This window comes from Otoolea muris (assembly GCF_943193115.1).
Taxonomy (GTDB): Bacteria; Bacillota; Clostridia; order Lachnospirales; family Lachnospiraceae; genus Otoolea; species Otoolea muris.
Genome location: NZ_CALPCY010000011.1, coordinates 100,462 through 112,159, shown reverse-complemented (window position 1 = coordinate 112,159; position 11,698 = coordinate 100,462). Strand labels below are relative to the sequence as shown.

Here is an 11,698-nt window from a genome sequence, read left to right as displayed (position 1 = left end):
CACCCTTTTATTCCTGCTTCACCCGTCTGTCATTCTCAATGTCCCTGTGCTCGATCTTGAGGCCGATATCCCGGCGCGGCGCGTAGCAGCCGTACAGGAGATTCGCGATCGTCACGGAGCGGTGCTTGCCGCCCGTACAGCCGATGGCAATAACAAGCTGGTTTTTCCCCTCCTGGACATAGTACGGAAGAAGGAAATCGATCATCTCATGGAGCTTTTCCAGAAAAATCTGCGCCGTCCCCCCCTGCTTCACAAACTCCTGCACACAGGGCTCGTTTCCGGTGTGGCCGCGGAGATCCTCGTTGTAATAGGGGTTGGGGAGAAAACGCACGTCAAATACGAGATCCGCGTCAGAGGGAATCCCGTATTTAAAGCCAAAGCTTAAGATCGTTACAAAGAGGTTTGAATAGCCCTCCCGGTTCAGAAAGATCCGATCTAACTCCCCCTTAAGCTCCCTGGTCAAAAGCTTGCTGGTGTCCAAAATATAGTCGGCCCGCTTCTTAAGAAAAGCCAGCTTTGTCCGTTCCCTTGCAATCCCGCGGTCCAGCCGGTCGCGGCCCGCCAGGGGATGGCTGCGCCTGCTCTCCTTATAGCGCTTTATGAGGATCGCGTCGCTGGCGTCAAGAAACAGGATCTCAAACGGGAATTTTCCCGCCTCCCATTCCCGGAACGTATCCTCGAGCTGGGAGAGCTCCTCCCCGCTGCGCACATCAATGCCAAGGGCCGCGTTGTGGATCTCCCCGCTCCCCTGCGTCAGCTCGCCGAATTTCCCCACCAGCGGGATCGGCAGGTTATCCACACAGTAAAAGCCCGCGTCCTCAAGCATCTTTAAGGCCGTTGTCTTTCCCGCCCCGGACATCCCGGTCACAATTACAAGCCGCATCGCACGTCCCCTCCTCAAAGCCAATCATGCGGATCTCCGTCTCCAGATGAACGCCCGCACATTCCGCCACCCTTTTTTGCACATGCCCGCAGAGCCTGCGGATCTCCTCCGCCGTCGCGCCGCCCCGGTTAATGACAAAGCCGCAGTGCTTTTCCGAGACCTGCGCGTTTCCGTCCCGGTAACCGCGAAGGCCCGCGTCCTCGATGAGCTTCCCGGCAAAATACCCCGCCGGACGCTTAAAGGCGCTGCCCGCGCTCGGATATTCCAGAGGCTGCTTCTCGCGCCGCCGTCCGGCCAGATCCTCCATGCGGGCCTGGATATCGCCCCTGTCGCCCGGCCTAAGGCCAAGCACAGCGCCAAGGACGATATCCCCCCGCTCCTGCACGCTGCTGAAGCGGTAGCCCATCCGCAGCTCCTTGACAGAAAGCTCCTGTATCCTTCCGTCCCGGCCAAGCGTCCGCACAGAGCGGATGACATCCTTCATCTCGCCCCCGTAGGCCCCTGCATTCATCACCACCGCGCCGCCCAGCGTCCCCGGAATCCCGGCCGCAAACTCAAGGCCCGCAAGCCCCTCCTTTGCCGCCCAGGAAGCAATGCGCGATAGGAGAAGCCCCGCGCCGGCGCGGATAGATACAGGGACATCGCAGTCAGGGGCAGAAACGCCCTCCTCAAGACGCGCAAGATCCGAAAAGCCATCCCCAATCCGGATCATCACCCCCCGGTATCCCTGATCGCTGATCAGAAGATTGCTCCCGTTTCCCAGAATATAGAACGGGATGTCCTCCTCCCTGCACAGGCGGATCACGCGCGCGAGCGCGTCCTCCCCCTCTGGCTCCGCAAAAAACGCCGCCGGGCCCCCGACCCGGAAGGTCGTGTGCATGGCCATCGGTTCATCCCGCCTCACCCGGCCGTCTCCGGCCGCCAGGCACAGCTTTTCATAAAAAACACTCATAATCCCCTGCCCGCCTTATTTCGGTTTCGCCAGATTGGCCTGCACACGGTTGTAAAGCTCCTTAGCCGCGTTGTAGCCCATCTGCTTCTGCCTGTAATTGATCGCCGCCGACTCCACGATAATCGCCAGATTCCGGCCCGGGCGGATGGGGATGGAATGGCAGACCACCTTATTTCCCAGAAATTCCGTGTACTGATCCTCCATGCCAAGCCTGTCGTATTCCTTTTCCCGGTCCCACTCCTCCAGCTTTATCACAATATCAATCCCCTGCGTATCCTTCACGCTCTCCACGCCGAACAGGGTCTTCACATCAATAATTCCTATGCCCCGAAGCTCAATAAAATGCCTCGTGATATCCGGCGCGGATCCGATCAGCGTCTCGTCGCTGACGCGGCGGATCTCCACCACATCATCGCTGACCAGACGGTGCCCGCGCTTGATCAGCTCCAGCGCCGCCTCGCTCTTTCCGCTCCCGCTCTCGCCCATGATCAGGACTCCCTCGCCGAACACGTCCACCAGGACGCCGTGAATGCTGATCATGGGGGCCAGCTTCACATTCAGCCAGCGGATCACCTCCGCCATCAGATCCGACGTCTTTTTATCTGACACCATGCACGGCACGCCGTAATAGCTGCACAGCTCCAGGACGCTCTCGCCCGGCGTCATGCCGCGGCTGTACAGGAGGCAGGGAATCTTGCTCGCAATCAGCTTCTCATACACCTCGCGGCGGCGCTCCGGCGTCAGCGTCTCCAGGAACGCGTGTTCCACATATCCGATAATCTGCACGCGATCCTGGTCAAAATGGTCAAAAAAACCGGTGAGCTGCAGCGCGGGGCGGTTTACATCCGGGTGAACCAGCATAATACTGTCCGTATCCAGCTCCGGCGTCATATTTTTAAGCCCCAGCTTGTCAATCAGCTCCGTAATCGTCACTCCATACATGGTCGTTCTTCCTTTCGTCATTACCGTTTGGCTTCCTTCACATACCCTATCCTATCACAACTTCCCCTGATTGTCATCCCGGAAAAACGCATAAACCGCCTCCGCCGAAGCGCGGTTCATGGAAGGCGCCTTCTCAAGCTCCTCCACGCCCGCGTCCCGGATCGCCTCAATGCTCTTAAACGCGCGCATCAGCGCCTTGCGCCGGGCCGGGCCGATGCCCTTTATATCATCAAGAACGGAATGCACCTGATCCTTTCCCCGCAGGCTCCGGTGGTACTCGATCGCAAAGCGGTGCGCCTCGTCCTGGATCCGTGTGATCAGCTTGAAGCCCTCCGAATGCCGGTCAATGGGAATCTCCACATTATTAAAATACAGGCCGCGCGTGCGGTGATTATCATCCTTCACCATCCCGCACACCGGAATTTCAATCTCCAGCTCCTTAAGAACCTCCAGGGCAATATTCACCTGGCCCCGGCCGCCGTCCATCATCAGAAGATCCGGAAAACGCGTAAAGCTTCCAAAGGACATGTCTTGCCCTTCCTCAAGGAGCGCCTTTTTCTCCTTTAATCCATGCGAAAAACGGCGCAGAAGAACCTCCCGCATCGAGGCGTAATCATTCGGCCCCTGCACGGTGCGGATGCGGAATTTGCGGTAATCATTGCGCTTCGGACGCCCGTCCTCATACACAATCATAGATCCCACGGACTCAAAGCCGCTGATATTGGAAATATCGTACGCCTCGATCCGCCGGATAGCGGAAAGCCCGATCCACTCCCCGATCTGGTTCATGGCCCCGATCGTGCGCAGCTCCTCGCGCTTTATCTTCTCCTTATCCTGCGAAAGCACCATCCTCGCATTCTTTTCCGCCAGCTCCACAAGCCGCTCCTTATCCCCTTTTTTGGGGACAATGAGCTTCACCCGCTGCCCCCTGCGGCCCGTCAGGAAGCGCTCAATCACCGGCCCGTCCTCCAGCTCCTCCTGGATCCAGATCTCATGGGGCACAAACGGCGTCCCGGCGTAAAACTGCTTCACAAAGCTGTTTAAAATCTGGCTGTCCTCCTCCGCCTGGGAAATATTTAAGTGGAAATGCTCCCGCCCGATAAGCCGCCCGTCCCGGACAAAAAACACCTGCACAACCGCGTCGCGCTCATCCTTTGCCATGGCGATAATATCGCGGTCATCCATGCTCTGGCTCGTGATTTTCTGCTTCTGCGCCACCTTTCTCACGCTTGCGAGAAGCTCGCGGTACTCGATCGCCTTCTCAAACTCCATGGCGTCCGAGGCCGCCGCCATCTTCTCCGCCAGAAGCTTCATCACCGGTTCATATTTTCCCCCCAGAAAGTCCAGCGCCTGCCGCACAGACTGCTGGTATTCCTCCTTCGTGACATACCCCTGGCAGGGTGCGCCGCACTGGTGGATATGGTAATACAGGCAGGGCCGCCCCTTGCCGATATCCTCCGGCAGCCTACGGCTGCACGTGCGCAGGCGGTAGATCTTGCGGATCATATCAATCGTATCCTTCACCGCCCCCGCGCTCGTAAAAGGCCCGAAATACTTATTCTTATCCTTCTTCATCTGCCGGGAAAACAGGACGCGGGGATACTCCTCCGAAACCGTCGCCTTGATATAAGGGTACGTTTTATCGTCCTTTAACATCGTATTATAGCGCGGCCGGTGCTCCTTGATCAGATTGCACTCCAGAACCAGCGCCTCCATCTCCGAGTCGGTCACGATGTACTCAAACCGGGCGATCCGCGATACCATCTGCTCAATTTTTGCCGTCTTGTTGCGGCTGCTCTGAAAATACTGGCGAACCCTGTTTTTAAGGCTTATCGCCTTCCCCACATAGATGATCTCGTCACGGCTGTCATGCATAATATAAACTCCCGGCTGGGCCGGAAGCTTCTTTAACTCCTCTTCTATCTCAAACATCATCCTCAACCCCGGCGCAGCCTGGACGTCTGATACTTCTGCTGCATCTGCAGGCGCCCGATCAGATCGTCAATCTGCTCCTCTATACTCCCGTCCGGGCGCCGCGCGTCCAGGCAAGTGCAGAGGCTGTCCACCTCGGCCTGGCCCACCCTGCCCTTCATCAGCCTCAAAAGATTCACGCGCTCGCCCGGCGATCCGGCGTCCAGAAACCGGAACAGGAGCGGGTGCAGCGAGCTCTCGTCCGAACCCTGGTCATCGTGCCCGCATGCCTGCTCCCCCGCAAGAATCCCGTTATCCCCGCGCGCCGGCGCTTCTTCGCATTCCTTATCCGCCGCCCGCGCTTCTTCCCGCTCTTTGCCCTCTGCCCGCGCTTCTTCCCGCTCCTTGCCCTCTGTCCGCGCTTCTTCCCGCTCCTTATCCTCTGTCCGCGCTTCTTCCTGCTCCTCATCCCCCGCCGCGGCCGCGGCCACCCGCTCAAAACGCAGCTTCTGCGCGGCCTCCGGGTATTTCTCCCGATCCACCGGCTCCAAAAACATGGAGAGCGGCCGCGCCCAGACCCCGAACTCCCCGTACAGCGCCTGATAGATCACCATCTTCTCCCCCGTCTCGGAATGCGTGGCCACAGCCACGATCTGATACAGCTTATCCTTAAAATGCCGGTACCTCTCCCCCGGCCTGGGCATCTGATTCATTCAAAAGACCTCCGTAATGATACTGGTTCGACGCATTCCACAGGATCCACTCCTCATAGCCGGCATCGTAGACCGCCTGAATCTGCTCGCGCAGCTCCTTATCGCCATAATGCCGGTGATGCCTTAAATAGCCCGCTGTAAAATCCTGAAGCCATGGCCGGACCAAAGCCTGCTCTTTCCGCCGTTTTCCTTCCGGGCTCTGTTTTCCCTGCTCCTGGCTTTCCCCGCCCTGCTCTTCCCGCGCCCCGACTTCCGGGCTCCTTTCTTTTTCCGCATCATCTCCCGGCCCCCGCTCTTTTCCCGCCCCGCCTTCCGGGCTCTGTTCCCGCTGTCCTTCGCGGTATGCCGAAAGCTCCTGCGACGACTGGTTAAGCGCGCCTGAAATCGTTTCATATGGATGAAGATCCGGGTGATCCAGGCCGAAATTCCCGTCCCCGTAATGGGAGGGGTAGATCATCGGGCAAATATAATCCACACAGTCCGCCATCGCGCCGTAGCTCTGCCCCACGGCCGCCGCATCCTCCCCGCTGCCGATGATCGCCCCAAACACATCGGCAGACACAAACACGCCCAATGGGGCCAGCCTCTCATATGCATATCCGGCGAATTCCGTGATCACATCCGTCCTCGACCGGCCCAGCGTATCCGCCTCGTCAAAGACGACTTCACGCATTGTGGAATCCGTGGAAAAGCGGATATAGTCAAACTGCACCTCGTCAAACCCGGCCGCCGCCGCCTGCCGCCCCGCCTCCACCAGATAATCCCACACCTCCCTCTTATACGGGTTCACCCAGGAGAGGCCCTGCCTGTCGCGGTAGACGCTGCCGTCCGCCCTCTTTAAGCTTACGTCCGGCCGCTTCTCCGACAGCCACGGATCACGGAACGCCACAATCCGCGCTATGGTATAGATTCCATGCGATTTTAACGTATCCATCAGAGCGGGCAGATCGGGAATATAATTCCTGCACGCGTCAACGCCTTCAAACACCGGAGAATCCACATAAGCCGCGATATGCCCTTCATCCGTTTTAAAATCAATCACCACCGCGTTCAGTTCCGTCCCGTCAATCCTGGAAATGATATGCTCCATCATCTCCCGGTTTCCGGCCACATAGGCCGTCACATAGATCCCCTTCACCTTCACCGGCGTCCGTTGATCCTGCGCGGCCCTGACAGCCTCGCCGAGCTCTTTTGCCTGCCTCTGCGCCTCAGACAACGCCAGCGAAACACACTTCACAGACGGCCCGGGCAGGCTTAAGGACACGGCATTCTCCCCCATTGCGCCTGTTTTTTCCGGCGCATCCGGTCTTTTTAGATTTCCCACACCGTGTGATGTTTCCGCTCCTGCCTCCCGCGGCGCCCCTGCTTCCGCTTCCGCCTGATATCCGTATACTGCTCCAGTCTCTTCAAACGGTAATTCCTGCCCTTCAACCGGCGTGTACCGCGTACACCCGGCCGCCAGACTGACACTCATAAGGAAAGGAAGCCATCGTTTCATTTTCTAATTTCCCCTGTTTCCCTTTTCAAATGCAAGAAGCCGTTCCTTCAAGTCCAGGCCGCCTCCATATCCCACCAGCTTCCCGCGCGCGCCGATCACCCGGTGGCACGGGACGATTATCGAGATCGGGTTGTGATGGTTGGCCATGCCCACGGCGCGGCCTGCCTTCGGATTCCCAATCCGCGCGGCGAGCTCGCCGTACGTGATCGTCTCCCCATATGGGATCTTCAAAAGCTCGTCCCACACTCTCTTCTGGAACGGCGTGCCGCGCGCGGACAGCGGCAGCTCAAACGCCTTCCGCTCTCCGGCGAAATACTCCTCAAGCTGCCTCCTCGCCCGGGCAAGAACAGGCGTTTCTTCTTCCGTCTCCTCCTCCCGGCGTCCGGCTGTAAAACTCTTCATCTCCCGGCCCGCAAACGAAACCTCCGTAAGCGAGCTCTCATCCCCGGCCAGAAGAAGATCGCAAAAGTCTGTTTTCATATAGGTAACATATCTCATCCGCTGTCCATCCATCCTTTCTGCCGCCGCGGGAATAAGGGAACTGGCCAGTCCCGCTTATACCCACGGCGCGCCCGCCAAACCGCCGCCCGCGGGATCGTTCATATTTCGTCCCGGAACATGCCTGAAAACCATTACCGGCCTGTCAGCATGCCGCGCAGCCAGCGCCCGGACGCGCTTAAATCCTCATCTGTAAATCCGCTCGTTTTACCGCAGGAGCTGTTAAAAATCGCCGATGTCTCATTCTTATTGGAAAGATTCCACGCAACATAGCTGATTCCATGCTGATTAAGGGCCTCTATCCAACGGTTCGCCTCGGCCTCGTCGATCCCCCCGTTTCCGCTCGCGTCACAGATACCGTACTCGGTCACAAAGATCGGCAGCCCCGCTTCCACAGCGGCCGTCATCCTGCCGCGCAGATCCTCCTTATGCGTCGCTGCATAAAAATGAAGGGCATACATCACATTGTCATACCCGCGGATGGGATCCGCCGCCGCCTGATCCACATACTGCGACCAGTTCGGCGTGCCCACGATAATCACCGCGTCCGCGTCATTTTCCCGGATCACCCCGATCACCTCCTGCGCATACGACTTGATATCCTGCCATCCCGTCCCGCCGTTCGGCTCATTGCAGATCTCATACAGCACATGGCTGCAGTCCTTATATTTCCCTGACATTTCCCTGAAAAAGGCCTTAGCCTCCTCCCGGTGCGTATTCGGATTGGAGTCAGACAAAATATGCCAGTCGATGATCACATACATATCCTCTTCTGCCGCATATCTCACCCCGTCGTCGATCAGCCGCTTTAAATTCTCTTTGTCGCCGCCGCTCACATAGCCTCCATATTCCTCCGTATACATCGCCAGACGGACCACATTTACATTCCACTCATTGTGGAGCTGCTCAAAGCAGGCGCTGTTAATATAATCCGGAAACCAGGCCAGGCCATGGCTGCTGATACCGCGAAGCTGAACCGGCTGCCCGCCGCTTCCCAGAAGCCGCGCGCCCTCCACATGCAGCGCCCCGGTCTTAGAAGGCGACGCCAGATCATGCGCGCCCTCCTGCACCAGAAGCAACGGCCGTTCCTCTTTCGTCAAATCAGACGGTTCCGTTTCCTGCGCCGGAATTGACGGCTTTTGCTCCTGTGCCAGGGCCGACGGCTCCGGGACCGCTTTCCCGGCGGCGCATCCCTGGATAAGCAGGGCAAACGACGCCAGAACGGCTGCTGCAATCCATTTCTTCTTCATAGTTTCCTCTCCCTTTCTTTAAATTCGTTACTGTTCATCGGGCTGTGAACCAATGGCATTTAGTTAAGCGAAGTGAACTGCTGCGGGGCGTAGCTTGTCGTGAGAGGGCCGCCACGCTATAATAATAACAACAAATAATATGGCTCATCATGGCTATAGCATAATAATAATCTCAATTCACAAAATCGCAAAATATAACAGTCAAATTTTTGTTGAGCTAATATATGATAGAATACATAAAATAATTATACTAATTATTCAACAATTCAGGCAGAGGATATTTCTGCCTGTGCCAGACAAAGGTATTACAAGAATTCCGGCCGGATGAAATCGGTTCCAGGCCCGCTGATAACGTAGCCGTCGCCAGCCCCTGTATCCATAAGGAACCCGTAGAAAACCGCCGGCGCTTAGCGAGGTCTTTTCGAGCTTAGCGTCCGCTGCGCTTTTCTCCGAGCGGAAGCGGGGTTCCGTTGGATACAGGAGCTGGCGACGGCGGCCCCCCCCCTCACAATGAACCATAGCTCTCATACACCTTAACTAAATACCATTGCCCCGTGAACTGTAACATAAATTCTTTATCGTTTTGTGACCATTCAGATTTCCCGAACTGTTACATAGTTTTCTCCTATATCTGCTATTTTACTAATATCCCGCTGATTTTGCAATGTCAACTTTGCTGTATCAGTGGAAAAATCAGGATGGATGTTGCTGTTCACACCTCAATGGCATTTAGTCAAGTGGACTATTGCGGGATGTTGTTTATCGTGGGAAGGCCGCCCTCGCCAGCTCCTGTATCCATAAGGAACCCCGCTCCGCGATGCACACAAACCGCAAAAAACGCGGCTTGGCCGTCCGCCGCATGGTTGTTGACTTGCCGGAAGCGATATGATACACTGGGATTGCTTCAAAATGAAAAGGACTGGTGAATATGAATAAACTTGTTATCATAATTAACGGACAGGGCGGCGCCGGAAAAGATACATTATGTGAATTCGCGGGCGAAGCATTTAAAATCACAAACATTTCCGCCATTACGCCGATCAAAGCGATCGCCAGCCAGCACGGGTGGAACGGCGAAAAGGATCCAAAATCCAGAAAGTTTCTGGCTGATTTAAAACAGGTTTTTGTTGGCTATAACGACTTACCTTTTAAATATTTAACAGCGGAATATGAAGCATTTTTACATAGCCCTTCGCAGATTCTGTTCGCGCATATCAGAGAATGCGAAGAAATTGATAAATTCAGGCAGGCTGTACACATACCATGCGTAACTCTTTTAATCCGCAGAGACGGCATGGTTAAAAAATGGGGGAATGGCTCCGACGACAATGTTGAAAATTATACATATGATTATGTCTATGACAATAACGGGACGTTAGAGGAAGCCAAAAAGGATTTTATTTTGTTCTTACAGGACATCTGGGACTGCGTCACCGGAGAGCCTGTCAGTCGGCACTCAGAAAAACTTCCTGAAAGGAGGTGAGCTATTGTGCTTGATATCGCGTGGGTTATTCTCTGCGCCATCCTGGGCGCTCCGCTGATTATCAATCCGAAAAAGGTCGTTGAGCGGCCTGCCTGCAGGATCAAATCCCCGGCCGTGGTGCGTATCATAGGCGTCGTCATTATCGTACTCGGCATCCTTCAGCCCGTGATTCACATGATGTAAAGAATCCCGCCGGGGGAAGACTTGTCCGCTCCAGAAAGTCAACAACCTCGCTGCAAGCAACGGGATTGTTGACCCTCGCGGCAGTCGCCAAATGTGCATGCACGCATCCGCATACAGATTCAGCTTGCCCTGAGATAATTCCGGATCGTTGCGGAAAGCTCCATCAAAAGCGTCTGGTGGATTCTCGAAGGCGCCGCCTGGCTGTAGAGCAGATTCCCGTCAATCAGCTCTGTCCGGACGTCTTCCGGTAAGTTGTAATAATCCTCTTCTGTATAAGTGTTCGCCTGCGCCCCTCCTTACTTTACAGGAAGCCTCCTGAACCTATCCATCTGTTCTTTGTTTGGAATACAGCGCCTTTAACCTTTTTTCAAGCAGCCCGCGGTTTTTCTTTAAAAACTCGCACTCCCAAATCCGGATTACATTCCATCCCAGCCTTTCAAGATGATCTGTAACCTCCTTATCCCTGGCCATATTTCGGCCTATCTTACGCTGCCAATATTCTTTATTCTGTTCCGGATGGGTATTTCTGCAATTATGCCCATGCCAAAAGCAGCCGTCCACAAATATCGCAATCCGCAAATCAGGCAGCACAAAGTCGGGTTTTCCATAAACTTTGTAATTTCTCCTCCAGCCAGTGATTTTGTTTTCTTTAAAATACGCTATCAGCTTTTCCTCTGTTGATTTATTCTTTGAACTCTTTACCGCCCTCATGATTTCCGAGCGTTTTTCTTTATCAAATACATCTGCCATCTTTTTATTTTAACGATACCTTAAGGCCCGGATCCGTCTCATATGTATCAATCAATTGATTATATATCATAATCAGTTTTTCTATGGTTCCCTTATGCCTCGCAGAATCGAATCCACTCCATTCATGAATATTGGTTGATATAAATTGTTCCGCATCTGCAATTTCTACATTTTTCAGAATTCCTTTAATACCTGCCAGTGATCTGGCCGCCGGCATACTTTCAGAGACTGTTATAATGAACGGCCGGTATCCTGAATGTATATTATCCAGACACTTATCCATCAATAATTCGCCGGGAGCAGTCGTCACATGTATGATTGTATTGCCAACCATAAAATCCCCGTTCCGGCCTGTCGGCGCATCTGCAACAAAAAAACCATGATGCTCAATTTCCTGTTTATCCCCCACTAACAATTGCATTTTCGCTCCGACCAAATGCTGCAGTACAGCGCCCTGATACATGGTTCCCAGGTTATCCTTTTGTCTTTTTTTCGCCTGGTCCAGCAAATCCCAGACCGCCGAACTGACAGAAGAGCCCGCGTCACTTTTTAAATGAAACGGTTTTGAAGCAAAGAAATCTTTTATCCTGTCAACCCACCACGCTTCAATAACATCCAAATCACAGGCGCCTTGT

12 protein-coding genes are annotated in these 11,698 nt (G+C 54.9%); 2 read left to right on the top strand and 10 right to left on the bottom strand.

Translation table 11 applies throughout. The features are described 5' to 3' along the window. Window positions 1-7: 7 nt before the first annotated feature. From rapZ to NFS31_RS09295, 8 genes are all read right to left on the bottom strand, one after another. Window positions 8-883: an RNase adapter RapZ gene (gene rapZ, locus NFS31_RS09330; RefSeq protein ID WP_251493888.1), complete on the bottom strand. Its 876-nt coding sequence runs from the start codon at window positions 881-883 to the stop codon at window positions 8-10. Further along, window positions 819-1,835 carry a UDP-N-acetylmuramate dehydrogenase gene (gene murB / locus NFS31_RS09325; protein WP_251493878.1) on the bottom strand — a complete coding sequence of 339 codons (1,017 nt, stop codon included), beginning with the start codon at window positions 1,833-1,835 and terminating at the stop codon, window positions 819-821. The genes rapZ and murB overlap by 65 nt, the downstream gene beginning before the upstream one ends. Before the next feature lie 15 nt (window positions 1,836-1,850). Next, window positions 1,851-2,777, bottom strand: a complete 927-nt coding sequence (hprK, locus tag NFS31_RS09320) for an HPr(Ser) kinase/phosphatase (protein ID WP_251493957.1) — start codon at window positions 2,775-2,777, stop codon at window positions 1,851-1,853. A gap of 54 nt (window positions 2,778-2,831) precedes the next feature. Then, window positions 2,832-4,709 carry an excinuclease ABC subunit UvrC gene (uvrC, locus tag NFS31_RS09315; protein WP_251493954.1) on the bottom strand — a complete coding sequence of 626 codons (1,878 nt, stop codon included), beginning with the start codon at window positions 4,707-4,709 and terminating at the stop codon, window positions 2,832-2,834. A gap of 5 nt (window positions 4,710-4,714) precedes the next feature. Beyond that, window positions 4,715-5,401 (bottom strand): DUF1653 domain-containing protein, encoded by a 687-nt coding sequence (locus tag NFS31_RS09310; RefSeq protein WP_251493875.1) that lies wholly within the window; start codon window positions 5,399-5,401, stop codon window positions 4,715-4,717. Next, a complete protein-coding gene (locus NFS31_RS09305; RefSeq protein ID WP_251493874.1) occupies window positions 5,358-6,899 on the bottom strand; it encodes a putative glycoside hydrolase in 1,542 nt (513 codons plus the stop codon). Before NFS31_RS09305 ends, NFS31_RS09310 begins: the two co-directional genes overlap by 44 nt. Window positions 6,900-6,902: 3 nt before the next feature. Further along, entirely contained in the window at window positions 6,903-7,397 is a 495-nt protein-coding gene (locus tag NFS31_RS09300) for a methylated-DNA--[protein]-cysteine S-methyltransferase (RefSeq protein ID WP_251493871.1), read from the bottom strand. Window positions 7,398-7,531: 134 nt separating this feature from the next. Further along, complete coding sequence (locus NFS31_RS09295; RefSeq protein WP_251493868.1) at window positions 7,532-8,647, bottom strand: glycoside hydrolase family 5 protein; 1,116 nt, start codon at window positions 8,645-8,647, stop codon at window positions 7,532-7,534. A gap of 928 nt (window positions 8,648-9,575) precedes the next feature. Between NFS31_RS09295 and NFS31_RS09290 the strand changes: the two genes are divergently transcribed. Both NFS31_RS09290 and NFS31_RS09285 read left to right on the top strand, forming a co-directional pair. After that, window positions 9,576-10,130 (top strand): hypothetical protein, encoded by a 555-nt coding sequence (locus tag NFS31_RS09290; RefSeq protein WP_251493863.1) that lies wholly within the window; start codon window positions 9,576-9,578, stop codon window positions 10,128-10,130. Between the two features lie 6 nt (window positions 10,131-10,136). Continuing rightward, the gene (locus NFS31_RS09285; protein ID WP_251493860.1) at window positions 10,137-10,313 is read left to right on the top strand and encodes a hypothetical protein; all 177 of its coding nucleotides are present in this window, start codon (window positions 10,137-10,139) and stop codon (window positions 10,311-10,313) included. Window positions 10,314-10,634: 321 nt separating this feature from the next. On the opposite strand, the gene NFS31_RS09275 is transcribed toward NFS31_RS09285, so the two are convergent. Both NFS31_RS09275 and NFS31_RS09270 read right to left on the bottom strand, forming a co-directional pair. After that, window positions 10,635-11,063, bottom strand: a complete 429-nt coding sequence (locus tag NFS31_RS09275) for a very short patch repair endonuclease (protein ID WP_251493857.1) — start codon at window positions 11,061-11,063, stop codon at window positions 10,635-10,637. A 4-nt stretch (window positions 11,064-11,067) separates the two neighbouring features. Beyond that, window positions 11,068-11,682 carry a DUF4928 family protein gene (locus NFS31_RS09270; protein ID WP_251493854.1) on the bottom strand — a complete coding sequence of 205 codons (615 nt, stop codon included), beginning with the start codon at window positions 11,680-11,682 and terminating at the stop codon, window positions 11,068-11,070. Window positions 11,683-11,698: the final 16 nt, after the last annotated feature.

Excerpts from the sequence above, each read along its gene's own strand:
- rapZ (WP_251493888.1), bottom strand. The coding sequence starts at position 883 with ATGCGGCTTGTAATTGTGACCGGGATGTCCGGGGCGGGAAAGACAACG.
- murB (WP_251493878.1), bottom strand. The coding sequence starts at position 1,835 with ATGAGTGTTTTTTATGAAAAGCTGTGCCTGGCGGCCGGAGACGGCCGG.
- hprK (WP_251493957.1), bottom strand. The coding sequence starts at position 2,777 with ATGTATGGAGTGACGATTACGGAGCTGATTGACAAGCTGGGGCTTAAA.
- uvrC (WP_251493954.1), bottom strand. The coding sequence starts at position 4,709 with ATGTTTGAGATAGAAGAGGAGTTAAAGAAGCTTCCGGCCCAGCCGGGA.
- NFS31_RS09310 (WP_251493875.1), bottom strand. The coding sequence starts at position 5,401 with ATGAATCAGATGCCCAGGCCGGGGGAGAGGTACCGGCATTTTAAGGAT.
- NFS31_RS09305 (WP_251493874.1), bottom strand. The coding sequence starts at position 6,899 with ATGAAACGATGGCTTCCTTTCCTTATGAGTGTCAGTCTGGCGGCCGGG.
- NFS31_RS09300 (WP_251493871.1), bottom strand. The coding sequence starts at position 7,397 with ATGAGATATGTTACCTATATGAAAACAGACTTTTGCGATCTTCTTCTG.
- NFS31_RS09295 (WP_251493868.1), bottom strand. The coding sequence starts at position 8,647 with ATGAAGAAGAAATGGATTGCAGCAGCCGTTCTGGCGTCGTTTGCCCTG.
- NFS31_RS09290 (WP_251493863.1), top strand. The coding sequence starts at position 9,576 with ATGAATAAACTTGTTATCATAATTAACGGACAGGGCGGCGCCGGAAAA.
- NFS31_RS09275 (WP_251493857.1), bottom strand. The coding sequence starts at position 11,063 with ATGGCAGATGTATTTGATAAAGAAAAACGCTCGGAAATCATGAGGGCG.